This window comes from Nocardia sp. Tas62D01 (assembly GCF_055232035.1).
Genome location: NZ_JBUYUZ010000001.1, coordinates 1,138,457 through 1,163,967, shown reverse-complemented (window position 1 = coordinate 1,163,967; position 25,511 = coordinate 1,138,457). Strand labels below are relative to the sequence as shown.

At 66.5% G+C, this 25,511-nt stretch carries 22 protein-coding genes; 9 read left to right on the top strand and 13 right to left on the bottom strand.

Going from position 1 to position 25,511, the window contains the following annotated elements; genetic code table 11:
* Positions 1 to 53: 53 nt before the first annotated feature.
* The 5 genes from ACV7NQ_RS05765 to ACV7NQ_RS05745 all read left to right on the top strand — a co-directional run bounded on the left by ACV7NQ_RS05765 (position 54) and on the right by ACV7NQ_RS05745 (position 8,879).
* Entirely contained in the window at positions 54 to 1,580 is a 1,527-nt protein-coding gene (locus tag ACV7NQ_RS05765; RefSeq protein WP_463358662.1) for an alpha/beta hydrolase, read from the top strand.
* Between the two features lie 149 nt (positions 1,581 to 1,729).
* Entirely contained in the window at positions 1,730 to 3,067 is a 1,338-nt protein-coding gene (glnA, locus tag ACV7NQ_RS05760; RefSeq protein ID WP_463358661.1) for a type I glutamate--ammonia ligase, read from the top strand.
* 93 nt (positions 3,068 to 3,160) lie between these two features.
* Positions 3,161 to 6,172, top strand: coding sequence for a bifunctional [glutamine synthetase] adenylyltransferase/[glutamine synthetase]-adenylyl-L-tyrosine phosphorylase (locus ACV7NQ_RS05755; protein ID WP_463358660.1), 3,012 nt, complete (start codon positions 3,161 to 3,163; stop codon positions 6,170 to 6,172).
* Between the two features lie 154 nt (positions 6,173 to 6,326).
* Entirely contained in the window at positions 6,327 to 7,274 is a 948-nt protein-coding gene (locus ACV7NQ_RS05750; RefSeq protein ID WP_463358659.1) for an endonuclease/exonuclease/phosphatase family protein, read from the top strand.
* Positions 7,275 to 7,433: 159 nt separating this feature from the next.
* Positions 7,434 to 8,879, top strand: coding sequence for a neutral zinc metallopeptidase (locus ACV7NQ_RS05745; RefSeq protein WP_463358658.1), 1,446 nt, complete (start codon positions 7,434 to 7,436; stop codon positions 8,877 to 8,879).
* Positions 8,880 to 8,883: 4 nt separating this feature from the next.
* Here ACV7NQ_RS05745 and ACV7NQ_RS05740 read toward each other — a convergent pair whose 3' ends face one another.
* From ACV7NQ_RS05740 to ACV7NQ_RS05715, 6 genes are all read right to left on the bottom strand, one after another.
* Complete coding sequence (locus tag ACV7NQ_RS05740; RefSeq protein WP_463358657.1) at positions 8,884 to 9,339, bottom strand: 6,7-dimethyl-8-ribityllumazine synthase; 456 nt, start codon at positions 9,337 to 9,339, stop codon at positions 8,884 to 8,886.
* A gap of 9 nt (positions 9,340 to 9,348) precedes the next feature.
* Positions 9,349 to 10,200, bottom strand: a complete 852-nt coding sequence (locus tag ACV7NQ_RS05735; RefSeq protein ID WP_463358656.1) for an alpha/beta hydrolase — start codon at positions 10,198 to 10,200, stop codon at positions 9,349 to 9,351.
* On the bottom strand, positions 10,197 to 11,582 hold the full coding sequence (locus ACV7NQ_RS05730) for a M20 family peptidase (protein WP_463358655.1): 1,386 nt from the start codon (positions 11,580 to 11,582) through the stop codon (positions 10,197 to 10,199). Before ACV7NQ_RS05730 ends, ACV7NQ_RS05735 begins: the two co-directional genes overlap by 4 nt.
* Positions 11,579 to 13,237 carry a CocE/NonD family hydrolase gene (locus tag ACV7NQ_RS05725; RefSeq protein ID WP_463358654.1) on the bottom strand — a complete coding sequence of 553 codons (1,659 nt, stop codon included), beginning with the start codon at positions 13,235 to 13,237 and terminating at the stop codon, positions 11,579 to 11,581. Before ACV7NQ_RS05725 ends, ACV7NQ_RS05730 begins: the two co-directional genes overlap by 4 nt.
* 75 nt (positions 13,238 to 13,312) lie before the next feature.
* Entirely contained in the window at positions 13,313 to 13,480 is a 168-nt protein-coding gene (locus ACV7NQ_RS05720; RefSeq protein ID WP_463358653.1) for a TrmO family methyltransferase domain-containing protein, read from the bottom strand.
* A gap of 349 nt (positions 13,481 to 13,829) precedes the next feature.
* Positions 13,830 to 14,186, bottom strand: a complete 357-nt coding sequence (locus ACV7NQ_RS05715; protein WP_463358652.1) for a four-helix bundle copper-binding protein — start codon at positions 14,184 to 14,186, stop codon at positions 13,830 to 13,832.
* 201 nt (positions 14,187 to 14,387) lie between these two features.
* On the opposite strand from ACV7NQ_RS05715, the gene ACV7NQ_RS05710 reads away from it, so the two are divergent.
* The 3 genes from ACV7NQ_RS05710 to ACV7NQ_RS05700 all read left to right on the top strand — a co-directional run bounded on the left by ACV7NQ_RS05710 (position 14,388) and on the right by ACV7NQ_RS05700 (position 15,998).
* Positions 14,388 to 14,573, top strand: a complete 186-nt coding sequence (locus ACV7NQ_RS05710; protein WP_463358651.1) for a hypothetical protein — start codon at positions 14,388 to 14,390, stop codon at positions 14,571 to 14,573.
* Positions 14,574 to 14,713: 140 nt separating this feature from the next.
* Entirely contained in the window at positions 14,714 to 15,487 is a 774-nt protein-coding gene (locus ACV7NQ_RS05705) for an SDR family NAD(P)-dependent oxidoreductase (RefSeq protein ID WP_463358650.1), read from the top strand.
* Between the two features lie 124 nt (positions 15,488 to 15,611).
* Positions 15,612 to 15,998 (top strand): hypothetical protein, encoded by a 387-nt coding sequence (locus ACV7NQ_RS05700; RefSeq protein WP_463358649.1) that lies wholly within the window; start codon positions 15,612 to 15,614, stop codon positions 15,996 to 15,998.
* Positions 15,999 to 16,203: 205 nt separating this feature from the next.
* Here the strand turns inward: ACV7NQ_RS05700 and ACV7NQ_RS05695 are convergent, their stop codons facing one another.
* Together ACV7NQ_RS05695 and glnA (ACV7NQ_RS05690) are read right to left on the bottom strand one after the other, a co-directional pair.
* Positions 16,204 to 16,869, bottom strand: a complete 666-nt coding sequence (locus ACV7NQ_RS05695) for a YdcF family protein (RefSeq protein WP_463358648.1) — start codon at positions 16,867 to 16,869, stop codon at positions 16,204 to 16,206.
* Positions 16,870 to 17,500: 631 nt separating this feature from the next.
* The gene (gene glnA, locus ACV7NQ_RS05690) at positions 17,501 to 18,937 is read right to left on the bottom strand and encodes a type I glutamate--ammonia ligase (RefSeq protein WP_463358647.1); all 1,437 of its coding nucleotides are present in this window, start codon (positions 18,935 to 18,937) and stop codon (positions 17,501 to 17,503) included.
* 254 nt (positions 18,938 to 19,191) lie between these two features.
* Between glnA (ACV7NQ_RS05690) and ACV7NQ_RS05685 the strand changes: the two genes are divergently transcribed.
* Entirely contained in the window at positions 19,192 to 19,647 is a 456-nt protein-coding gene (locus ACV7NQ_RS05685; protein WP_463358646.1) for an RDD family protein, read from the top strand.
* 161 nt (positions 19,648 to 19,808) lie between these two features.
* Here the strand turns inward: ACV7NQ_RS05685 and ACV7NQ_RS05680 are convergent, their stop codons facing one another.
* The 5 genes from ACV7NQ_RS05680 to ACV7NQ_RS05660 form a co-directional block, all read right to left on the bottom strand.
* Positions 19,809 to 20,552: a DUF4191 domain-containing protein gene (locus ACV7NQ_RS05680; protein WP_463358645.1), complete on the bottom strand. Its 744-nt coding sequence runs from the start codon at positions 20,550 to 20,552 to the stop codon at positions 19,809 to 19,811.
* 65 nt (positions 20,553 to 20,617) lie between these two features.
* Positions 20,618 to 22,816, bottom strand: coding sequence for an elongation factor G-like protein EF-G2 (locus ACV7NQ_RS05675; protein WP_463358644.1), 2,199 nt, complete (start codon positions 22,814 to 22,816; stop codon positions 20,618 to 20,620).
* A gap of 104 nt (positions 22,817 to 22,920) precedes the next feature.
* Positions 22,921 to 23,448: a DUF2231 domain-containing protein gene (locus ACV7NQ_RS05670; protein ID WP_463358643.1), complete on the bottom strand. Its 528-nt coding sequence runs from the start codon at positions 23,446 to 23,448 to the stop codon at positions 22,921 to 22,923.
* Between the two features lie 96 nt (positions 23,449 to 23,544).
* Complete coding sequence (locus ACV7NQ_RS05665; protein ID WP_463358642.1) at positions 23,545 to 24,771, bottom strand: sensor histidine kinase; 1,227 nt, start codon at positions 24,769 to 24,771, stop codon at positions 23,545 to 23,547.
* Positions 24,768 to 25,451 (bottom strand): response regulator transcription factor, encoded by a 684-nt coding sequence (locus tag ACV7NQ_RS05660; protein WP_463358641.1) that lies wholly within the window; start codon positions 25,449 to 25,451, stop codon positions 24,768 to 24,770. The genes ACV7NQ_RS05665 and ACV7NQ_RS05660 overlap by 4 nt, the downstream gene beginning before the upstream one ends.
* Positions 25,452 to 25,511 lie beyond the last annotated feature (60 nt).

The window sequence follows — 25,511 nt, the reverse complement described above, 5'->3', positions numbered from 1 at the left end:
GGGAGCCTGACAGTGCCCGGCGCCGGTGATGGCAGGATTTCAGGATGGCTTTGATGCGCAGTGGGCGCGGTGTGCTCGTGGTAGCGGTGCTGGCGATGGTGATGGCCGGGTGCACCAACTCCAAGGACGAGCCGGCGGCGGCGATGTCGGCGCCGCCTGCGGGGTTGGAGAAGTTCTATACGCAGACGCCCGCGTGGGGCAGCTGTGACGGCTTCGGCGATCCGGAGGACCGGATGGCCAAGGACGCGGAATGCACCCGCATCACGGTGCCCGTCGACTACGCCAAACCGGACGGACCGACAGCGCAGATAGCGCTGTCGCGGATCAAAGCCAGCGGCAAACGCGTCGGCTCACTGCTGATGAACCCGGGCGGACCCGGGGTGTCGGGCCTGTCGATTTCGGGCATCGCGAGCAAGACCCCGCTGGCCGAGCAGTTCGACCGGGTGGGCTTCGACCCGCGCGGCGTCGGCTCATCGACCCCGGCCATCGCCTGCCTCACCCCGCAGGAGGCCGACCAGGAGCGGGCCGACCCGCAGATGGACAACACCCCCGAGGGCATCGCCAAGTCGGAGGCCGACAACCGCAAGTACGTCGGCCACTGCGTCGATCGCACCGGCACGGAGTTCCTCGCCCATGTCGGCACCCGCGAGGTGGTGCAGGACATGGACGTGATCCGGGGCGTGCTCGGCGATCCGAAGCTCAGCTACCTCGGTTACTCCTACGGCACCAAGCTCGGCTCGGCCTACGCCGAGAAGTTCCCGACGCACGTGCGGGCGATGGTGCTCGACGGCGCGGTCGATTCCTCGCAGGACCCGGTGCAGGAGTCGTTGCAGCAGGCCGCGGGCTTCCAGAAGGTGTTCGAGGCCTACAGTGCCGACTGCGCCAAGGATCCGGACTGCCCGCTCGGCACCGACCCGGCACAGTCCGTCGCGCGCTTCCGCGCGCTGGTGAATCCGCTGCGGGACAAGCCCGCCTCGACCACCGACACGCGCGGGCTCACCTACGGCGACGCCATCACCGGCGTGCAGCAGGCGCTCTACACCAACGATCTGTGGCCCCCGCTGACCCACGGGCTGAAAGAACTGCGCGACGGGCGCGGCGACACCCTGCTCAAGCTCGCCGACCTGTACGACGGCCGCCGCGACGACGGCACCTACAACAACACCCAGGACGCGTTCAACGCGATCCGCTGCGTCGACGATCCGCGGATTTCCGATCCCGCGGTCGCGGGCAAGCAGGACGCCGAGTACCGCAAGGCGGCGCCGTTCATGGACGACGGTCGCGGCACCGGTGCGGCACCGCTGGAACTGTGCGTCAGCTGGCCGGTGCCGAATACCAGTGAACCGCACCGGATCTCGGTGACCGGCCTGCCGAAGACGGTGGTTGTGTCGACCACCGACGATCCCGCGACGCCGTACCAGGCCGGTGTTGACCTCGCCTCGCAGTTGGGTGCCGAGCTGATCACCTACCGCGGCAACCGGCACACCGCTGCCCTGGTCGCGGGCGACTCGTGCCTCGACGGCGCGGTCATCGCCTACCTCACGGACCTGACCGTCCCGGCGGCCGGACTCACCTGCTGAACAGGGGTGCGACGGGTGCGGATCGCCCAGCCGTTGCCGACCTCACCGGCCGGTCCGTTCGGCTGTGCGATCTGTTCCAAATCGCCGGATTGCAATCCCTAGACATGTATGTAACACGGATTTAACGCCAGGTGCTTACGCTCGCGTTCATGGATCGCCAGAAGGAATTCGTGCTGCGGACGCTCGAAGAGCGGGATATCCGCTTCGTGCGTCTCTGGTTCACTGATGTGTTGGGTTATCTGAAGTCGGTCGCCATCGCGCCGGCCGAGCTCGAGGGCGCATTCGAGGAGGGCATCGGATTCGACGGCTCGGCCATCGAAGGCTTCGCCCGAGTGTCGGAGGCGGACATGGTGGCGCGGCCGGATCCGTCGACCTTCCAGGTGCTGCCGTGGGCGTCCAGCAAGGGCCATCAACACTCCGCGCGCATGTTCTGCGACATCACCATGCCGGACGGCTCGCCGTCCTGGGCCGACCCGCGCCACGTGCTGCGCCGTCAGCTAAACAAGGCCGGTGACGTCGGGTTCAGCTGCTACGTGCACCCCGAGATCGAGTTCTTCCTGCTGGAGAACGGCCCGCAGGGCGCCGAGCCGCGGCCTGCCGACACCGGCGGCTTCTTCGACCAGGCCGTGCACGATTCGGCGCCGAACTTCCGTCGCCACGCCATCGACGCGCTCGAGTCGATGGGCATCTCGGTCGAGTTCAGCCACCACGAGGGCGCGCCGGGCCAGCAGGAGATCGATCTGCGCTACGCCGACGCGCTGTCGATGGCCGACAACGTGATGACCTTCCGCTACGTGATCAAGGAAGTGGCCATCGACGAGGGCGTGCGCGCGACATTTATGCCTAAGCCGTTCGCCCGGTACCCGGGCTCGGCGATGCACACGCACATGAGCCTGTTCGAGGGCGAGGCGAACGCCTTCCACGATCCCGACGACCCGATCAACCTGTCGGATACAGCGCGGGCCTTCATCGCGGGCATCTTGGAGCACGCCCCGGAGATCAGCGCTATCACCAACCAGTGGGTGAACTCCTACAAGCGGCTCATCCACGGCGGCGAAGCGCCGACCGCGGCTTCGTGGGGCCGGTCGAACCGCTCCGCGCTGGTGCGCGTGCCGATGTACACCCCGAACAAGTCGTCTTCGCGCCGTGTCGAGATCCGCAGCCCAGATTCGGCGTGTAACCCCTACCTGACCTTCGCGGTGCTGCTTGCCGCTGGTCTGCGTGGCATCGAGAAGGGCTACACGCTGCCGCCGGAGGCCGAGGATGACGTGTGGTCGCTGACCGTCGCCGAGCGTCGTGCGATGGGCTTCCGGGAGCTGCCCGGCACCCTGGACGAGGCGCTGAGGGCGATGGAGCGCTCCGAATTGGTCGCCGAGACCCTCGGTGAGCACGTGTTCGACTTCTTCCTGCGCAACAAGCGCCGGGAGTGGGCGGACTACCGCAGCCAGGTGACCCCGTACGAGCTGAAGGAATACCTCGGTTTGTAATCCAGCACAACGAGTCAGGCGATAACGGCTACGTTTGGACTTCTTTCCACTCACCCTTGCGGAAAGAGATGTTCGGCCAACTAAGTTGGACATATGGTCCGGCCGCCGCCTGCTCGTTCAGCTGTTCCCGGTGTCGGTCGGCTCGGATTGCTCGAGCCGACCGCTGCCGAGTCGTTACGAGAGTTGGCGTGGGATAACGTCGACAGCATTCCGCTGCTGTGGGCGCTGTCCCGGTCGCCGGACGCCGATCTTGCGTTGATGACGCTGATCCGGCTGCGCGCGGCGCTCGGTGCCGACTGGCCGGAATTGGATTCGGCATTGCGCGCCGACAGCTCACTGCGCGGCAGGCTGTTCGCGTTGATCGGGTCGTCGAGTGCGCTCGCCGATCATCTGGTCGCCGATCCTGGCGCGTGGCAGATCCTGCGGCGCGACAAGCTGCCGAGTCGCGAGGAGTTGATCGCGGATATGCTGGACGCGGTCGAGGCCGTGCCGGCGGAAAGCCCGAACGCGACGGCCGTGCTCTACCGGGCGACCATTGCCGGTCCGGAGTCGGTTGCCTTGCTGCGCAAGCGGTATCGCGATCAGCTGATGCTGCTCGCGGCGCTCGATCTGGCGGCGACGGTCGAGAACGAACCGGTATTGCCCTACCAGGTGGTGGGTCGGCATCTCACCGACTTGGCCGATGCCGCACTGACGGCGGCGTTGTCGGTGGCGGTGGCCCGGGTATACAAGGACGAACCCGTACCGGTCCGGCTCGCGTTGATCGCCATGGGCAAAAGCGGTGCGCGCGAACTCAATTACGTCAGCGACGTCGATGTGGTGTTCGTCGCCGAGCCCGTCGATGCCACCGCTACCAGGCTGGCCGCCGAGATGATGAGCGTCGGCAGCGCGGCCTTCTTCGAGGTCGACGCGGCGCTGCGGCCGGAGGGCAAGGCCGGCGCGCTGGTGCGCACGCTGGAATCGCATCTCGCGTACTACAAGCGATGGGCGCGGACCTGGGAGTTCCAGGCGCTGCTCAAGGCGCGGCCGATGACCGGCGATCTGGAACTGGGGGAGCAGTATCGCGCCGCGCTGATGCCGATGGTCTGGACCGCCTCGGAGCGACCGGATTTCGTCGCCGATGTGCAGGCCATGCGGCGTCGGGTGGAGGATCTGGTGCCCGCCGATCTGCGCGAGCGCGAACTCAAGCTCGGGCACGGCAGCCTGCGCGACGTCGAATTCGCCGTGCAACTCCTGCAATTGGTGCACGGGCGAGTAGACGAGACGCTGCATGTGCAGGGCACGGTCGAGGCGTTGACGGCGCTGGCGGCTGGCGGCTACATCGGCCGCGACGACGCGGCCAACCTCACCGCCTCCTACGAATTCCTGCGCCTGCTCGAACATCGGCTGCAATTGCAGCGGCTCAAGCGAACGCACACCCTGCCCGCGGCCGACGACGAGGAAGGGATGCGCTGGCTGGCGCGCGCCGCACACATCCGACCGGACGGCAGGCAGGACGCGGTGGGTGTGCTCGGCAACGAGATTCGGCGTAATGCGATGCGGGTGAGGCGTTTACACGCCAAGCTCTTCTACCGGCCGCTGCTGGAATCGGTGGTCAAGCTCGACCCCGACGCGCTGCGGCTGAGCCCCGATGCGGCCATCCGACAGCTGGCCGCGCTGGGTTACGCCGCGCCGGAGCACGCGCTCGGGCACCTGAAAGCACTGACCGGCGGTGTCTCGCGCAAGGGACGTATTCAGGCGTTGCTGCTACCGACGCTGCTCGAATGGCTCGGTGACACACCGAATCCCGACGCCGGGCTGCTCGCCTACCGACGGGTGTCGGAGGGTCTGGACGACCAGATCTGGTTCCTGCGCGAACTCCGCGACGAGGGCGCGATCGCGCAGCGGCTGATGATCGTGCTCGGCTCGTCGGGGTATCTGCCCGATCTGCTGATCAATGCGCCGGACACGATCCGGATGTACGCCGACGGGCCGGGCGGCCCGCTGTTGTTGAGCCCGCAGCCGGAAGACGTTGCGCGCGGAATCCTTACGGCGGCGGCACGCTACGACGATCCGAAACGCGCTGTGGCCGCAGCGCGTTCGCTGCGTCGACACGAGCTGGCCAGGGTGGCCTCGGCGGATCTGCTCGGCATGCTCGAGGTACCGCAGGTGTGCCGCGCGCTGTCCTCGGTGTGGGTGGCGGTGCTGGAAGCCGCACTGCGCGCGGTCATCCGGGCCAGTGAGGCCGAACTCGGCGCACCGGCGCCCGCCGAATTCGCGGTGATCGGAATGGGCAGGCTCGGCGGCATGGAGCTGGGCTACGGCTCCGACGCCGACGTGCTGTTTGTCTGCGATCCGCGCCCCGGCGAGGACGAGACCAAGGCCGTGAAGTGGGCGATCAGTATCGCCGAGCGGGTGCAGCGGATGCTCGGTGCGCCCAGCACCGATCCGCCGCTGCAGGTGGACGCCGGGCTGCGGCCGGAGGGCCGCAACGGTGCGCTGGTGCGCACGCTGGCCGCCTACGCCGCCTACTACCAGCAGTGGGCACAGCCGTGGGAGGTCCAGGCGCTGCTGCGCGCGCACCAGGTGGCGGGCGATGAGGAACTGGGCGTGCGTTTTCTGCACATCATCGACAAGGTTCGCTATCCGGAGGGCGGTGTGTCGTCGGAGTCGGTGCGCGAGATCCGGCGGATCAAGGCGCGGGTCGATTCCGAACGGCTGCCGCGCGGCGCCAATCCGGCCACGCACACCAAGCTCGGCCGCGGCGGGCTCGCGGATATCGAATGGACGGTGCAGCTGATGCAGTTGCGCTACGCCCACGACGTGCTCGGACTGCACAACACCTCCACGCTCGAGTCGCTGAACGTCATCGAGCAGACCAAGCTGTTGGACACCGAAGACGTTGCGCTGCTGCGTGATGCGTGGCTGACGGCGACCAAGGCCCGCAATGCCCTTGTCCTGGTGCGCGGCAAGCCCGCCGACCAACTCCCCGGCCCGGGCCGCCTACTATCGGCCGTCGCGCGCGTAGCGGGCTGGCCCAATGACGACGGCAGCGAGTTCCTGGACAACTACATGCGCGTCACCCGCCGCGCGAAGGCTGTCGTGGAGCGCGTGTTCGGCGGCTAGCCGAACTGAGCAGGCAGATTATCGACTTGCCACCGCGGCAAGGTCCTCGGCGCTCTCAGCGGTGAGACGGCCGGCGGCGCTGAACTCTTCGATATGCACCGTGAACACCTCGCATCCTGCCGAGTGCATATTGGCGACGTCTAGGGTGCGAGATATGGCTGAATGGGTGCGCCGGGTGTTGATCGGTGCGGGGTGGATCGCCCTGACAGTGGGAGTTACCGGGATCGGGTTGCATTTCAGCGGGTCGCAGTGGCGGCTGGTGGTTTTGCTCGCCTCGGGGGCGTCACTGCTCATGATCGGGGCGGTGGTGGCGCTGGTGCTGTTCGCGGTCGCGCGTGGCTGGCGCAGTGCGGTCGCGGCCGGGGTGGTGCTAGGTGCGGTGTTGTGGACGCAGGCGCCGGTCTTCGTGCCGGATGGGCGGGCGGCGGGTGGGGCGGAAGTTGTAGTGATGCAGTCGAATCTGCTGTTTGGTGGGGCCGATGCCGCCGCGGTGGTGCGGGCGGCTCGGGATAACCGGGTCGATGTGCTCACCGTGGAGGAGTTGACCGCGGCGATGGCGGAGCGACTGGCTGTGGCGGGACTGGGGGAGTCGTTGCCGTATCACTACTTGGAACCCACCTCCGGGGGTGGTGGTGGCACCGGCATCTACAGTCGATATCCGTTGCGGGACACCAAGAAATACGACGGCTTCGTGCTCAACAATGTGTCCGCGACGATGGATCATCCGCAGGCCGGGGCGGTCGCAGTGTTCGCGTTCCACCCGATTCCGCCGCCGCTCGACTTTCCGGCATGGGGTTCGGAGCTACGCAGGATTCGCGAATTGCTGGATGCGCAACAGGGTTCGGCGATCGTGGGCGCGGATTTCAATGCGACACGGGATCATTCGGCCTTTCGCGAGTTATTGCGCGGACGCTTCGCCGTGGCCGCCGACCTCGCGGGCGCGGGGCCGCTGCCCACGTTTCCGAACGATCGCCGGTGGGGTCCGGTGCTCGGCATCGACCACATTCTGGTGGCGGATGGAACCTCCGACGAGGTGCGGACGCTGACCGTGCCCGGATCCGACCACCGGGCCATGGTGGCCCGGATCCGGCTGAACAGATAACCGCGCGTTGCGGTCTCGCGCGCGCGACGTATACGCGCGATCGGTCCGCTGCGATTACCATGTGAATGCTCGACGGGGGCGGGTTGCGAGGTGCGGCGCCGATCCCGGACGGGACCGGGTTCGGGAGGCGGGCCCGCGGTGAATTCGGGGAGGAACCTGATGAGGACAAGACGGCTGCGTTTCGGGGTGGTCGCCGTGCTGATTTCGGTCGGCGCTGCGTTGGCCGGGTGCGGGAGCAACGCGGGCGGCAGCGCTCAGAACGTGATCACCAACGCCGAAAACCCATGGGAACTGGCCGGGGCGGCTTCCTCCACCGGGCCGAACGGTCCGCGCAAGGGTGTGCCGGACGCGCCGCTTACCGCGGAGAACAGCGACGGCGGACAGATCGACAAGCTCGCTCTCAACACCATCGCCGACCTGGAAGATTTCTGGAAGACCGAGTACGGCAAGAACTTTCCCGGCACCTTCAAGCCGGTGAGCCGGTACATCTCGTGGGACGCCAAGGCTCCCAAGGAGCAGGCCATCACGTTCTGCAAGTCCAGCACCTACCACGTGGTCAACGCCGCCTACTGCAGCATCGACCACACCATCGGCTGGGACCGCGGGGTGCTGCTGCCCAAGCTGCAGGACAACTACAGCGAGATGGCCGTGGTGATGGTGCTGGCACACGAGTACGGCCACTCCATCCAGGGGCAGGCCAAGATCGCCGGGTTCCTGAGTCCGGCGCTGGTCAAGGAGCAGCAGGCGGACTGCCTGGCTGGAGTGTTCCTGCGCCATGTGGCGGAAGGCAATTCGGCGCATTTCACCCTGAACACCACCGACGGACTCAACGCGGTACTCGGTGCGACCGTCGCGGTGCGCGACCAGGATCCGGACAATCCGAAGAACGTGCACGGCTCGGCGTTCGAGCGGGTGACGGCGGTGCAGATCGGCTGGACCGAGGGCGCCCCGGGCTGCAAGAAGATCAACAAGAAGGAGATCGACGAGCGCCGCGGGAACCTGCCGACGACCTTCGAGCCCGATGAGCAGAATAATCAGCTGCCGGTCGATGTGCAATCGTTGACCAGCCTGAGCCAGGCGCTCGGCAAGATCTACCCGGTGGCCAAGCCGCCGCAGTTCGACAATTCGGGCGTGGTGAAGAACTGCGCGAATGCCACCGCCGCCGAGCCGGTGTCGTTCTGCCCGAGCTCGAACAGGATCGGCACCGACGTGCCCGAACTGGCCAAGCGCGGCGGCCCGATGAAGGGCGACGACGAACCACTGTCCGCGGTGGTGGACGGCGACTACAACGCCTTCGCCGTTTTCGTCTCGCGTTATGTCCTTGCCGTGCAACAGGATCGCAAGCTCACGCTGACCGGCGCCGATACCGCCGGGCTGCGCACCGCCTGCCTGACCGGAGTGGTGACCACCAAGCTGAGCGAGCCGAACAGCGACCCGCACCTGTCGGCCAACGACCTCGACGAGGCGGTCTCCGGTTTGCTGGCCGACGGCCTCGTCGCCAGTGATGTGAACGGGAAGGTGGTGGCAGGCGGCTTCCAGCGGCTGGAGGCATTCCGGATGGGCGTCCTCGACGGCGAGGCCGCCTGCCTGTCGCACTACAGGTAAACGGTCAGTTCACCGCGGCGGGCAGCGCGCGCAGGGAGCTGAGGGTGGTCGCCAGCGCGCGGGCGGCCTCGGCTCCCTTCGTCACGAAGTGCTCGGTGAAGTAGTTGACGTGCTCGCTGTGCTCGTGGAAGTGGTGCGGGGTGAGCACGACCGAGAAGACCGGCACGTCGGTGTCCAGCTGCACCCGCATCAGGCCGTCGATCACCGCGGTGGCGACGAAATCGTGCCGGTAGATGCCGCCGTCGACGACCAGTGCCGCCGCCACGACCGCCGAGTATTCGCCGCTGCGGGCCAGCCGCTTGGCGTGCAGCGGGATCTCGAACGCGCCGGGCACCTCGAACAAATCGATGGTGGCAGGGTCGAAGCCGAGGTCGGCGTACTCGGTGGTGAACCCCTCGTATGCCTTACCCACGATCGAGCTGTGCCAGGTGGCGCGAATGAACGCGACTCTATCTCCCATAGGCTGAGCCTAGTTCTCGGTAACGTGCACCTCCAGCCAGTCCACGACGTCGCCGAGCACCTTGTCCTTTTCCGGCTCGTTGAAGATCTCGTGGTAGAGCCCGTCGTAGCGGATGACAGTGAGATCCTTCGAGGCCGCACCCTGCTCGATGAGGGTGGAGCTGGACGGCGCGGCAACCGCGTCGGCGGTGCCGTGCAGCACCAGAAGGGGCACGGTCAGCTTGTCGAGCCGCCCCTTGACCAGGTTCGTCGCTTTCAGGATCTCGACAGCGGTGCGGGCCGGGAGCTTACCGCGGAACACCAGCGGGTCGTTGTCGTAGACGCGGACCACCTCGGGGTCGCGGCTGATCATCGACGAATCGAGTTTCAGCACACCGAGATTCGGGGTGAGCTTGGTCAGCAATGGCGCGAACAGGCGCTGCAGCGGATTGCCGAGGGGGATATCGAGCGGCGGGGCCGACACGACAATGCCCGCGACATCGATCGGCGCGCGGGTGGCCAGGTAGAGCACGATGAGGCTGCCCATCGAATGGCCGATCAGGAACCGGGGTACGTCCGGGTGCTCGAGGCTCACGATGTCGAGCATGGCGGCGACATTGTCGGCGGCGCCGTCCATCGAGCCGATGTTCGCGTTGCCGCCCGCGGACTTGCCGTGGCCGATGTGGTCGAGCGCGTAGACCGCGAAACCGGCGTCCGCCAATCGCTTTCCGACGTGTACATAGCGGCCGGAGTGCTCGGCCACACCGTGCACGAGCACGATCACGCCCCGGGTGGTGGTGTCCGGCAGCCAGGCGCGCCAGGCGACCCGGCTGCCGCGGCCTTCGAATTCACCGGTCGCGGATACAGCACTGTCGGATGTCATGCCTCGGCTCCTGACGTCTGCGGCGGCGCTGGTTCGACGTGCGCACGGCTCGGCGCGTGCGCGAGCTGGTCGATGAGCCGCCGATTGAACTCGATGAGCCGAGCGTAGTTCACCAGGGAGATGCGCTCGTCGGTTCCGTGGATGGTGGCGAGGTCGGCCTCGGTCACCACGATGGGCGCGAAATTGCACCGCGCTTCGGCGAGATCGTCGTAATGCCGGGCATCGGTGGCGCCGGGGACGATGCCGGTGGTCACCGCGATGCCCGGCACCACTGCCTCGGCCAGCCCGGCGATCAGCTCGAATCCGGCACCGGGCGTCGCCGTCCGGGACGGCTCTGAGGACATGCCGACCGACTCGATGCGTACGCCCTTGTCGCGCACCACCTTTCGGCAATGTTCGAGCACCGAAGCCACCGAATCGCCGGGCAGGATACGGAAATTCACCAGCGCCTCGGCCTTTTGCGGCAGCACATTGGCCTTCACGCCACCGCGGATCACCGTCGGCGCGGTGGTCGTGCGCACCAGCGCCTCGGTCTGCGGGTGGGCCGCCATCACCCGGGTGATCACCGGCCCGGCCAACCCGGCCAGCCCGAGCAGGCGGCGGCGCGACTCGGGCAGCGCCGGACGCAACCGGGCCAGCATGTCGGCCACGATCGGCGTGAGTCGCAGCGGCATCGGATGGTCCTGGAGCCGGCTCACCGCGCGGGCGATCCGGCCGACCGCGGTCTGGCGGCCCGGCATGGACGAGTGCCCGCCCAGTTCCGACACCGACAACCGGACCGTGGCATACCCCTTCTCGCCCACCATGATCGAGGCCACCGGACGGTCCACGCCGTCGACGACCCCCTCGGTGATCACGCCGCCCTCGTCGAGCAGCAGGTCCGCGTACACACCCGCGTCCCGCAGCCGCTGCGCCATCTGGACCGCGCCTTTGTCGCCGAACACCTCTTCGTCGTGGCCGAAGGCCAGGTAGACGGTGTGGCGCGGCCGCACGCCATCGGCGAGTGCGGATTCGACCGCTTCCAGGATGGCAAGCAGGCGGCTCTTGTCGTCGATCGCGCCACGGCCCCAGATGAATTCGTCGTCGACCACGCCCGCGAACGGCGGATGGGTCCAGCGTTGCGGGTCGTCGACGGGCACCACGTCCTGGTGTGCGAGCAGGATCGCCGAGACGTGGTCCGGCTCCGTTCCGGCCCATCGGTAGAGCCTGCTGTGGCCGAATCGCTCCAGCTCCAGTTCAGCGTGCACCAGCGGGAAGGACCGCTCCAGGTGCGCCCCCAATCGGGCGAACTCGGGGCTGTGGGTCTCGGCGGGTTCCTCGGTGGACACCGTGGCGCAGCGCAGGGCTTGCGCAAGGCGCTCGGCGGCGGCGTTGCCGGTCATCGGTCATCGGTCGGGGTCGGTAGGTTCATGGGCACCGTTGCATTGTTCAACACACCGGGGCCGAGGGTGATGGTCTGGGCGCGCCATTTGCCCAGGTTTTCGCTGGCCCCGCCGGTCAAGTCGGGATGGCGGAGGGTGGTGAGCAGCGGCAATTCGAGGCGAGCCGCGGTCACGGTGACGGCGGCGGAGGCCGGGGCATGCGACCAGACGTCGTCGACGACGTCGGTGATGCGCACGCCGATCCGGTGTCCGGCGCGCAGCGGCCAATCCTGAGCCAGCAGCCTGATGTCGGTGGTTTCGGCAACTGGGGCGATGCCCCGGGTGATGACGGTGGCGTGTCCGTCGGGCTCGATGTCGTAGAGCTCGACGGTGCAGGTGGCCGACGGTGGACCGGTCAGCCGCAGCGACGCCGCCGGGATCCCGGACAGGTGCTGGTCCTGCGCCAGCGGCTCGGAGATCGACCAGATCTCGCGGTCGGGTCCGGGGATCAGGCCACGATCGGTATAAACACCGGTGCGCAAATCGATCTGCACCCGTTGCACATCCTGTGGTGGCCAGGCGGTTTCGGAACGCCAGCCGCCGTCGAACTGGCCGACGGTGATGCGCGGGCCGGGCACCTCGACGTCCTTGTCTGCCACCTGCCTGTCGAAGAAGGCGAGCAGCTCGGCGTCGAAATTCGGTGTGCCGCACTTGAGGTGGCAGTCGCTGTGGCCCCACTGCCCGAACCAGGCGCGGTGCTCGCCGGGACCGAGCGCGTTCCACACGTCGAACACGCGATAGGCCCGGGTGTTGTAGTCGAGGAAGCCCTGGCCGAGGAACAGCGGAATCGTGTTGCCGCGCAACTGGTCCACCATGTCGCGCTCGCGCCAGAACGGGGTGTTCGGGTCGTGGTTGGCGGTGTTTTCCAGGTACTGCGCGTAGCACTGCGGCGACACCTGGGTGGCGTTGGACTGGTACTCGGGGGAGTCGTCCCAGCGGCCGGGGGTGGAGGCGACGAGCAGATGTTCCAGGCCGACCTGGTCGGCCGGGCGAATCCCGTTCTCGGTGACCGGTTTCCCGGAGAACTTCCACGAGACGCCCTGCATGTATAGATACGAGTACGGGTCGACCACCGGCTCGAACGCGGCCACCGCGGCCAGCCCCTTCGGCTTGGCGGCGAGCCCCATCATCCCGGTCCACGCCTCATAGGACACACCGGCCATGCCGACCCGGCCGGTCGACCACGGCTGGCTCGCCGCCCACTCCACCGCGGTGCTGACGTCCGAACGTTCGCCCGGCCCACCGTAATCCGGGCAGCCGGACGAACCGCCGAACCCGCGCAGGTCGACCACCACGTAGGTGTACCCGGCGTTGAGGAACATCTCCACGTTGAGGTAGTCGGTGGACGGACCGCCCTCCAGGCGCGGCAGGCTGAGATAGGCCAGATGCGCGCGATAGGGACTCACCGTGAGGATCACCGGCGTGCGGGTGTCGTCGGAGACCCCGGCCGGGCGCAGGATGTCCGCGTGCAAGCGGGTGCCGTCCGGCGCGGTGACATAGCTCTGCCACCACTGGAACGGCACGCCGACGGGATCGGCGATCGTCACTGGCGCGACCACACCGAGCATCAGCGATACCCCGGCTAGTGCACGCAACACCACAGCACCCACATTCACCTGAGCACTATCGACCGCTCCCGTCCAACTGTCCAGCCCATGGAACATGGGTGGCGGTGCTTCGGCCCGCGGCTCTCAGCGCTGCGCCGTCGCGCCGAGTACGGGTTTCACCTCCAGCGTCGGTGTGCCGTCGATCGCATCGAGACCGTGCACGGTGAGGACGTGCCCGTCGATGCCGACGATCCGTACCTGGTGCGGGCCGATCGGATTGGGTCGGTGACCTGCTAGCCACCACTCTCGCAACCGTCGGCGAAGCCAAGTCCCCCATGCTGATTCCACTGGGCGTCCAGGACGGAACCTGGCGCTTACACACTTGGTGGACCTGCCTGAGCCTCGGCGCCGACAAGACCCGCTCACCCGCCTGCGGATAACAGGATCGACCCAGCGGCGAAGTCATAGTGGTCGAAACGGGACGAGCCCTCCCCGCGCGAACGCAGGAAGGGCTCATCTTGCGGTGCTGCGGCTTACAGCTCGAACTATGCCCCCGGCCGTTTGCTGCCGTTGGGTCTGTTTTCAATAGCAGCGACCTGCGGTTTTGACGTTGGCAGCGTTGGCCGGGAACTGGGTTCGGCGAGGCTGCTGCGTACTACCGTCAGCTCATCTTCGCCATCTCGGCCGCCACCTTGCGGCAGGAGTCAGCGCACTGGCGACACGCCTGGGCGCACTCGGTGTGGCCGGCTCGATCACACATGTCGGCGCACCGCACGCACGTGTCCGCGCACATGGTGACCATCTGGTCGGTCATCGCCGACCCGCGCATCATCATGTCGGCGCAGATGCCGCTCATGTCGGCGCAATCCATCATTGCCATGATCGACTCGTGCTGGGCCGTTTGCCAGTCGGTCCGCATGACCTCGCTGATCGTCTGCTCACACATTCGATGACAGTCGTAACAGTCTTTGACCGCGGTCTGCATCTTCGGGTTCTGACGCATATCCATGTTCGTCATCATCGACTCCGTTCTCTACGAGATCCGACCGATGTCGGACGACATCGGTTATCCGGCCGTTCGCCGCTCGTGGAGGTGCCTCGGGGGCTGTTGGATAAGAGGACGCGATCTGCTCCGGTGGAAACCAGCCATCAGCGTGATCCATGTCTCATGTTCGAACCCAGGCTACTGTATTCGCTGTAGCAGTCATATGCAATCGCTATGACTCTGTGGGTATCGCCTCATCGGCGGCCGGTTACCCAAGGCGTGCGACGGGGAGCCGGGCACGACGACAGTCTCGGACCGGCCGATGCTCATGGCGGTTACGTCATCGCCGCCGACGGATTCAGTGCGCAACTGGCCGGATTGTTGGCCAGCCGCCTTCATGGCGGTGTCCGCGAGGTATGAGAGCCCTTTGTGAGCCAAAAGCCCCCGGCCCGTCGGCTATGACGTGAAACTATAACTTGTTCTATTTTTTGATATCGCGGCAATCCGGTGGCGGACAAGCCCACCCGTACCGCGTTCTAGCGAGAGGTACAGACGCAATGATGCGGAGATACGACGGGCGACAGGTGCTCGTGACCGGTGCGGGCTCCGGGATCGGCCAGGGCGTCGCCCTGCGTCTGCTCGCCGAGGGTGCGCAACTGGTCGCCGCCGACGTCGACGAGACGGGCCTGAAGGATACCGTCGAGGCGGCAGCCCCGGAGGATCGCGCGCGTTTGAAGACCGTGCACGTCGATGTCGCCGACCAGGACTCGGTGCACTCCGCCTACGCCGAATCCTTCGAATTCCTGGGCGGTCTCGACGTGCTGGTGAACGCCGCCGGCATCATGCGCAGCGCGCACACCCACGAAATGCCCTTGGAGGCATGGAATCAGGTGATCGGAATCAACCTGACGGGCACGTTCCTGATGACTCGGGGCGGATTGCCGAAACTGGTGGAATCCGAGCATGGCGGTGTGATCGTGAACTTCTCCTCCACCGCCGCCTTCAGCGCCAGCCCCTACAGTGCCGCGTATGCGGCATCGAAGGGCGGAATCAACGCGTTCACGCACTCCATCGCGCTGGAGTACGCGAAACAGGGTCTGCGCGCGGTCAATATCGTGCCCGGCAGCATCGCCAGTGGCATCACCGCTAAGTTCACTGGCGGTGTGCCCCAGGATGCCGACTGGACCCTGTTCGCCCGGCTGGTGGGCTGGCTGAACGGCGGCGCGCTCGGAAACCCCGAGGACATTGCCGGTGTTGTAGCCATGGTCGGCTCCGACGACGGCCGCTACATCACCGGCAGCGAGATCCGCGTCGATGGTGGTTCGCTGATGTGAACGGCCGCAACACCATTCAACTCGAGCAGCGGCGGCGTGCATGGGCCAGGCACCCCGGCCCTGGCGGGCGCGGGTCACCTCGGCCATCGCGATCTACTCCTGCGGACGAACCTCAATAGGGTCGGTGGCCGAATGGTCCGGTCGTGTAGGTGACACTCCATCGCGTGACATCAGGCCGACCGGTCATCGCGAACCCGGACGCGAAATCGAGCCGTTCCGGCCACTCACCGGTTTTCGCCAGCTCAGCTTCGACGTGCCGTTCGATGAAGGAGACGCGCTCATGGTCGTTGAGTCGACGCGGAACAAACACGTCTATCCGGTCGGTACGGGGTTCTGGCATGGCATCGATAGTCGACAGTTCGATGATGGAACGTCGGTAGACACGCCGCTGAGAGATGCCGGCGTATATGGGCCTATCCGCCCCGGCGACTTCTCGTCGCTTGCTTCCCATACTGGCCGTCCTGTGCTGAAGGAAGGGCTAGCCAAGGGTGCCATAGGCATCACGCAGTGACGCGAAGCGCCCTGAGCGGCGGCGCTGTGCGCCGCCGCTCTTGATTCTGTATGGCGAAATTCCACTAGCCAGCGCAGGAACGCGACTACGTGTGTGCGTTCGAGTTCGAGTTCGAGTCGATCTCGTCGACGGCTGTCTTCGCCCGCTCGTGTAGATCGGTGTGGTGGACGCGGATAAGACCCGCCTAACCGGCGGCCAGGCTGTTCTAGGCGGGAAGTACTCGGCTGGTGAATCCGCCATCTACCAGTCGGGTGTACGCGGCGCGAACCGCATCGGGCACGTCCTGCTCGATGGCCCATCCGTTCTCCGGGTAGACCCAGATTTGCTGTGTGTCTCCGACCAGCATGTTGATCACGCGATCAACATCGCCGATGCTGTCGATGTACTTGTCCAGCGGCAATGGGAGCGACGCGCAAATTACGTCTACCTCGGGCCATCGTTTGCGGCAGATCGCGTAACTCCGCCGCTGCTGATATGGGCGTGAGATGAGCATGACTGACGTAATCAGTTCTACGCCATGCTCTTTCAGCACGGCGCGGGTGAAATTGATGTTGTCGGAGGTGTTCGTTGCCTTGGGTTCGACCAAGATCGCGCTGTCCGGGACGCCAAGATCGAGGGCATGTTCCCGGTAGTGCACAGCTTCGCCTCGTGGAAACTTCTCGACGGTGGTCGGAGCGTTCGCGCCGCTGAAGACGATCAGGGGAAAAATGCCTTGGTGGTAGAGATCTGCGGTGTAGGTAGCGACTCCGAGGTCATGGCTACCCAACCCAATTCCAACGTCGGCTGGACGGATCTCGTGGTGCATCTGGTTGTAGTCCCAGAGGATTTCAACATCAGCGCGCAGATTGGCAGGCAGTGTCGTTGACGGCATAGTGACCTGTCCTCTCAGTCGGGAAGTTTGAAGGTGTACGTCCATGCGAATCTCGATGCAGCGTGAACACCGCGAGCGAACTCGATGAGAATGTCACTGTCGGTTTGATCGAAGGCTATGGCATGAACCGGGATTCGACTGCCAGGCAAGCCGGGGTGCACATTGCTCAAATCACCGAGGAGTTCGGCAAAGTGCCTCTGGCGAGTATCCGGTGCACGCTCGGCTGTCGCAGATCCTCATCGATGCGGTATACGAGGGTCTGCTGGTCCGCAATCCGTGCTCGCGCAAGACAGCGCCACCGATGGGCAAGCAGAAGCCGTATGTTGCTACGACACAACAGATTTGGGCACTGCATGACGCGTTCCCGAAGCCCATGATCTGCGGCATTACTTCGCCTCGCTGTTGATCTCCAAGGGCGCGGACATCACGACCGTTCAGGGTTCGGCACGGTAGCGCGAAGACCACCTTGGACAACTGCGGGCATCTGTGGCTCGACGCAGACGAGTCCACCCGCTTCGCAATCGGTGAAGTGATCGCGGAACGGATGGACTCGTTGACAACTACTGCGGACGGACTGCGGACCGAAGACCTCGGTTAGATGCTCCGCCGCAGGTCAGACCCACTGATCGACTTACACGTCGAAGTAGAGCTCGAACTCGTACGGGTGCGGGCGGAGGTTCACCGGGGCGATTTCCTGCTCGCGCTTGATGCTGATCCAGGTCTCGATCAGGTCCTCGGTGAAGACGTTGCCCTCGGTGAGGTAGTCGTGATCGCCTTCGAGCTTGTCGATGACCGACGCGAGGCTGGTGGGGGCCTGCGGGATGTTCTTGGCCTCCTCCGGCGGGAGCTCGTAGAGGTCCTTGTCGACGGGGGACATCGGCTCGAGCTTGCGCTTGATGCCGTCGAGACCGGCCATCATCATGGCGGCGAAGGCCAGGTACGGGTTACCCGAGGAGTCCGGTGCGCGGAACTCGATGCGCTTGGCCTTCGGGTTGTTGCCGGTGACCGGGATGCGAACGGCCGCGGAGCGGTTGCGCTGCGAGTACACCAGGTTGATCGGCGCCTCGTAGCCCGGAACCAGGCGGTGGTAGGAGTTCACGGTCGGGTTGGTGAACGCCAGCAGCGACGGCGCGTGGTGCAGGATGCCGCCGATGTAGTGCCGCGCCAAATCCGACAGACCCGCGTAGCCGGCCTCGTCGTGGAACAGCGGCTTGCCATCCTTCCACAGCGACTGGTGCACGTGCATGCCCGAGCCGTTGTCACCGAAGAGCGGCTTCGGCATGAACGTGACGGTCTTGCCTTCCTGCCACGCGGTGTTCTTCACGATGTACTTGAACAGCTGCAGGTCGTCGGCCGCACCGAGCAGGGTGCCGAACTTGTAGTTGATCTCGGCCTGACCGGCGGTGCCGACCTCGTGGTGGCCGCGCTCGAGCTCGAAGCCCGCGTTCTGCAGGTTGGTCGCGATCTTGTCGCGCAAATCGACGTAGTGGTCGTACGGGGCGACCGGGAAGTAACCACCCTTGTTGCGGACCTTGTAGCCGCGGTTGGGGGAGCCGTCCGGGTTGAACTTCGCGCCGGTGTTCCAGGAGCCCGAGATCGACTCGATCTCGTAGAACGCGCCGTTCATCGCCGATTCGTAGCGAATCGAGTCGAAGATGTAGAACTCGGCCTCGGCACCGAAGTACGCGGTGTCGGCGATACCGGTCGAGCGCAGATACTCCTCGGCCTTACGCGCGATGTTGCGCGGGTCGCGGCTGTATGCCTCGCGGGTGAACGGGTCGTGCACGAAGAAGTTGAGGTTCAGAGTCTTCGCGGCGCGGAAGGGGTCCAGTCGCGCGGTGCTGAAGTCGGGGAGTAGGAGCATGTCCGACTCGTCGATCGACTGGAAGCCACGGACGGAGGAGCCGTCGAACGCGAGCCCTTCCTCTGCGAGGTCGGTGGTGAAGGCCTTCGCGGGGATCGAGAAGTGCTGCTGCACACCGGGAAGATCGCTGAATCGGATGTCGACGTATTCGACCTCTTCGTCAGCGATGTATTTGATGACCTCGTCGGCCGTGCTGAACGTCACTTAGTACTCCTTACGGATCGGTTCCCAGCCAGTGTCGATTGCATGGGTTCGTCGCGACCAGACGCTATGGATGCGGTGTTTCCAGGCAGTCAAGGCTGTGTTTCGCCAGTGTTACACGTGCGGCTGCCCGGGTGGCGCTGGCCACCCGGGCTCGAACTGCATGGTAATCCTGCCACCTTCTCCGCCGTGCCCCGAATGTGAACTCCCCTTACGCGGTGCCGGGCGGCCGGTCGGACGCGCTTATTCTGGGGGCCATGGCACGCAGCACCGGATCCTGGCTCTCCGGACCTCCGCCGGATCCAGGCGACCCGGCAACTCCCGAGTTCCCCGGCCAGCATCTGGGTTTGCCGCAGTCCGGCGCTGGGTCGCTGCCGGGGTTGGGGCGCCGCATCGCCGCACTGTTCGTGGACTGGATGATCGCGGTCGGGATCTCCCTGCTGATCGTGCGCAGCGGGTCGGCCTCGACGCTGACCCTGCTGATCTGGTTCGTGGTCGGGGTCGGCGCGGTGACGCTGTTCGGATACACGCCGGGGCAGTACTTCCTGCGGCTGCGGGTGATCCGTATCGATGCGCCGGTGCCGGTCGGTTTCGTGCGGGCGCTGGCCCGTCAGGCGTTGCTGGTGTTCGTGGTGCCCGCGCTGTTCACCGACGCCGACGGTCGTGGCATGCACGACCGAGCCACCGGTACCGCCGTCGCCCGCTCCCGCTGATCCGGCCGACACGAGTGCGCGGCAAGGCGGTCACCGAGGGGTCGAGGTGTTGCCGCTGGATGTGACCGGCGCCACCGCGCCGCGGCATCATTTCGATGGACCGGTAGCGGCCGAAAACCACTGGGCAGGCGTGACCATCACGCGGGCCTTCGAGCGTGAATTCAGCGCCGCCGGATGCTGCGCTGCACGTTGCGCATCTTCGCGCCGGCGGGCATCGGGCCCTTCGGCAGTGCCGGGCCACTGCGGGCGTTGAGGGCGCTCAGTCGACCCTCGATGAGCTCGATGCGCTTGACGTCGATATTGCGGGGCAGCTTGGTGAGGTGGCGCTGCAGTTCCTTCAGCGGCACCTGGTTCTCGTCATTGCCGATGATGATGTCGTAGATCGGGGTGTCGCCGATGAGCCGGGCGGTGCGCTTCTTCTCCTGCGCCAGCAGCGATTTCAGCCGCTGCGCCGAGCCCTCGCCGACCAGGATCACGCCGGGCAGACCGATCACCCGGTGCACCGCGTCCAGCTGGGTTGTCGCGGCGATGCCATTGCTGACCCGCCACTTGCCCTGCAGGTTGTCCAGCACCCAGGCCGCGGCGCCCGCCTGACCCTCGGCCCTGGCGTAAACGTTCTTCTGCACCCGACGACCGAAGATGATGAACGCGACCAGCGCGCCGAGTAGCAGGCCGAGCGGCAGCAGGAACCACTGCAGGCCGAAGATCAGGCCGATCACCAGCACCACGACCGTGATGCCGACGACCGCACCGATCATCAATGGCAGCAGCAGCTTGTCTTGCTTGCGCTGCATCTGGAACGCCTGCCACAACTGCTGGCGACGTTCTTTCGACTGCTGCTTGCGCGCCGCCTTAGCTGCGGCCTTCGCTTCCTTCGACGGCGTGCCGCCCTTGCCTACTGCCATGGGAAACAGAATAGTGCCACGTCGTGCCGCCACCCCTACGGGACGCCCCGCCGACCGGCTGGACGCTAGGTTCGGGCCGTGGCCTGGCCGCGGATGCTGGTGGCGAGCGCCGCGGGCATCTGCTCGTGCCGGGTGTAGGTACGACTGAAGTCGCCGGTGCCGTGCGAGAGGGAACGCAGGTCTATCGCATAGCGGCTTAGTTCCAGTTCGGGGACCTCGGCGTGGATGCGGGTGCGGCCGGTGCCGTGCGGTTCGGTGCCGAGGACGCGGCCGCGCCTGCCCGACAGGTCAGTGAGTACCGGCCCGACGTAGTCGTCGGAGACCACCACCCAGACATCGGCGAGGGGCTCGAGCAGGGCGACACCCGCCTGGGCCGCCGCCTCGCGCAGCGCGAGAGCGCCCGCGGTTTGGAAGGCGGCGTCGGAGGAGTCGACCGAGTGGGCCTTACCGTCGCAGAGGGTCACGCGCACATCGACCAGCGGATAACCCGCGGCCACACCGCGTAACGCCTGGGCCCGCACACCCTTCTCCACCGACGGAATGAATTGGCGCGGAACCACTCCGCCCACCACCCTGTCCACGAACTCGATACCGGAACCACCGGGCAGCGGCTCCACCTCGATCTCGCAGACGGCGTACTGGCCATGGCCGCCGGATTGTTTGACGTGCCTGCCGCGGCCGTTCGCCGTGCCCGCGAACGTCTCCCGCAGCGCGACTTGATGGTCGATCACGTCGACCTGGACACCGAACCGGGTGCGCAGCCGCTCCAGCGCGACATCGCGGTGCGCCTCGCCGAGACACCACAGCACGATCTGATGGGTGTCGCCGTTCTGTTCCAGCCGCACCGCGGGGTCCTCGGCCACCAGCCGCGCCAGACCCTGCGAGAGCTTGTCGTCGTCGGCCTTGCTGCGGGCCTGAATGGCAATGGGCAGCAGCGGATCGGGCATCGGCCACGGTTCGATGAGCAACGGTGCGGCAGTGCCGGAGAGGGTGTCGCCGGTTTCGGCGCGGGTGAGTTTGGTGACGTAGGCGATATCGCCGGCGATGGCCTGTCCGAGTGGGCGCTGCTGTTTGCCGAATGGTGCGGTGACCGCGCCGATGCGTTCGTCGACGTCGTGATTCTCGTGGCCGCGGTCCTCCTGTCCGTGGCCGCACACATGCACGGTCTCGTCGGGGCGCAGGGTGCCTGAGAAGACCCGGACCAGCGACACCCGGCCGACATAGGGATCGGAGGAAGTCCGGATGACCTCCGCCGCAAGCGCGCCGTCGGGGTCGCACCGCAGCCGGCGCGGCGCGGCGCCGTTGGAGGTGGTGATTGCGGACACCGCGTGCTCGGTCGGCGTCGGGAAACCGCCCGTGATCAGCTCGAGCAGTTCGACGGTGCCCAGGCCCTGCCGGGCGCCCTCGGGCGCCTGCGCGCCGAACAGCACCGGATGGAAGCTGCCCCGCGCCACCGCGCGTTCGAGATCCGTGACGAGCGTGCCCAGGTCGATCTCGTCGCCGCCGAGGTAGCGCTCCATGAGGGATTCGTCCTCGCTCTCGGCGATGATGCCCTCGATCAGCCGGTTGCGCGCCTCCCCCAACGCCGTCACCTGGTCGGTGGACGGTTCGATCTGCGTGCATTCACCGGTGGAGTAGTCGACCACGCAGTGCGGCAGTAGCTCGACCAGGCCGGTGACCGGACGATGGCCGTCGGGGCTCTTGGGGCCATACACCGGAAGATGCAGCGGGAGAATGTTTTCCGAGCCGTTGCCGAGGATGGTCCGGCAGGTCTCGGTCATTTCCTCGAAGTCGGCGCGCGCGGTATCCAGGTGGGTGATTACGATCGCGCGCGGCATCCCGACCGCGGCGCATTCCTCCCACAGCGCGCGGGTCGCACCGCTGACCGCCTCGGCGCCCTCGGCCGCGGAAACGACGAACAATGCCGCGTCCGCCGCCCGCAGACCCGCCCGCAGCTCACCGACGAAATCGGCGTAGCCCGGCGTATCCAACAGATTGATCTTTATCCCCGACCACGTCAGCGGCACCACCGACAACTGCACCGACCGATGCTGGCGATGCTCGATCTCGTCATAATCCGACAGCGAGGTCCCATCCTCGACCCGCCCCGCCCGATTCACCGCCCCCGTAGTCAGCGCCAGCGCCTCTACGAGCGTCGTCTTCCCCGACCCACTGTGCCCGACCAACACGACATTCCGTATGTCCCCCGGCCGATCCGCCGTCGCCGCTCTCCCGGTGCTCCCCGTTGCGCTTTTGTCCACCATGTGTCCCGCTTCCTCGCCGGCACCTGTTGTACATCGAGCTTCCCACTGGGGTTTGCCTTACGTCCATGGATCGCGCAAAAGACTGGATAACCGGGTAGGCCGGTTCACTTGCCGCCGGGCCCGGACGTGGCTGAGCCGGCTTTGTCATGCCAGGCGGCTTTCGCGCCGCTGTCGCCGATGCGGTAGTCCTCGACTACCGAGCCGACCGACACCGCGACTGCCACTATTGCCACCACAGTAGCGACGGCCCGGTTCACAGCAGACATATTCGACAGCCTGGCCGGCCACCTCAGCCGGGTGCGGGCCCGCTCGTCGTGCGTAACCCACCACGCAACGGACAACAGAAACACCCCAAGCGACCAGTACAACATCTGATCACCGAGATGTGCGTGAATTCGCACCAGCGGGTCGCGCCCTGCGTGGTGCTCGAGCCAGTCACCGGCGTCCGTGGTCACAGGCACCATGACAAGCGTGGCAAGCGCCGTCAGCGGCGTGATGATGCCAAGTCGCCGCCGCGCGGCGGGCCACAGCACAGACAGCACCACAAGCAGCGCCGTCAGGGGCACCAACACTACAACGAAATGAACGAGAAGGACGTGGGCAGGCAGCCCATTGATCGTGGTCAGCCCCATGACGGCTCAACTCCTTGGTCGCAATGCGGGGTAGCTGGTCGACCGCAGAGTATGGGCCGTTTCTTGGAAGATTCTTGGAATGGATGGGACCGGTGCTCAGCGGCCCACGGCGGCGGGCAGGTGCAGTGTGAAGGTCGCGCCGCGGCCGGGTTCGCCGTCGACGGTGATGCGCCCGTGGTGGGCCTCGACGACCTCACGAACCAGTGCCAGACCGATCCCGTGTGCTCGGATGCCGGCGCTGTGGCCGTCACCGTGCGCGAATCGAAGGAACAGGCGTTCGGCATCTCGGGGATCGAGTCCTGCGCCGGTGTCGGTGACAGCGAGGTGTACTTCGGTTCCGGATCTAGAAACGCTGAAAATGACTGTGCCACCGAATGTTTCGTGATTCAGTGCGTTGTCGGCGAGCGCGAAGACCGCGCGCCGCAACGCCGGGCGAACACCGTCGACGATCATCTCGCCTGCGGACGGCTCGGCGCTGACATCGACGGTGATACTGCGGGAATCCGCATGTGCAGCAACGCTTTCGCGTACCTCATGGCACAGCTGGACCAGATCGACGCGCTCCCTGCGGCCGGGCTCGTGCTGCGCAGACGCCGCCAGCAGCAGATCGCCGACGATATCGGCGAGCGCGCGGGTGTCCGCGACCAGGCCACGCAACTGGGTGCTCAACGCCTCGTCGAGGTCGGATCGGCGGGCGAGCAGTTGGGCGCGGGTGTGCAGCACGGTCAACGGCGCGCGCAGTTCGTGTGAGGCGTCGGCAACGAAGCGGCGTTCCAGCGCCAGCGCGGCTGCCAACGGGCGGATCGCGCGGCGCGAGAGCACCACGGCCACACCGGCAGCGGCGGCCAGACCGGCAAGCTCGGCGACCAGCAACGCGAGCAGCAACTGCTCCCGGCCCTCTTCCCAGGGAGTCAGGTCCGATAGCACCGCGATTTTCTTACCGGATTGGTCGACCACCAGCGCCCGGTAGTCCACTCCGCCGGCCTGCACATCGCGAAAGCCCGTCGGGCCGGTCACCACGGTGGCGGTCGGCGTAGGTGCATGTGGACTGACAGAGATCCGACCGTCCTGCTCGTCGATAGCGATCGCCATTCCCGGGGCCGGGTCGTTGGCGTCGTCGACACTTGCGGCCGCTTGCGACAGTTGATCATCGATCTGGCGGCCCTGGATGTGTGCATCTGCGCCGTAGAGCACCGCACCGACCAGGAGCAACACCGCCGCGAGCGCGAGCGCGGACTGCATCGCGGCAGCACGCGCGGTGCGCCGCAGCACGGTCAGTTCCGTCGGTATGTCGGCCGGGTGGCCGCGCTGGCGAGCCTTCACCGGCCGCCGAGTCGATAGCCGAGCCCGCGCACGGTGTCGATGACCTCGCGGCCGAGTTTGCGGCGCACGTAGTGCACGTAGGTGTCCACGGTCCCGTCGGTGTCGGCCCGATCGAAGACCAACTCGAGCAGCTGAGGCCGAGTGAACACCTGCCGCGGCGACCGGGCCAACACCGCGAGCAGTACACACTCCCGCTCGGACAACGCCACCTCGCCATGTGTGCCCCGAGGATCGATCACCGTACGGGTCGCCAGAACCAGCAGACGCGCACCGACGGGAAGCGACGCCGCAGCGGCGAGGTGCCGACGGTGCAGGGCCCGAACCCGCGCGAGCAATTCCGGGATCTCGAACGGTTTGACCAGGTAGTCCTCGGCTCCGGCGTCGAGACCCTCCACGCGGTCCAGCACCGCCCCGCGAGCTGTGAGTACCAACGCGGGGGTGAGAACCGCACGCTCCCGCAGTGCCCGCAGCAGCTTCAGTCCCTCCAGCACCGGCAGTCCCCGGTCGATGATCATCACATCGAAATCCTCGGTCAACCCCCGGTGCAGCCCACTTTGCCCGTCCCGAGCGGTCTCAACCAGGTATCCCTCGTCGACGAGCAGCATCGACACCATCTCGGCGAGTTGACGGTCGTCTTCGACCAGCAACACCCGGGGTCCGGCAGTGACGGTAGCGAGCATGCTGCCAGCGTGCCACCGAATTTCCCGGCGCGTCCTGCTCGGAGCATTCGAACGGCGAAT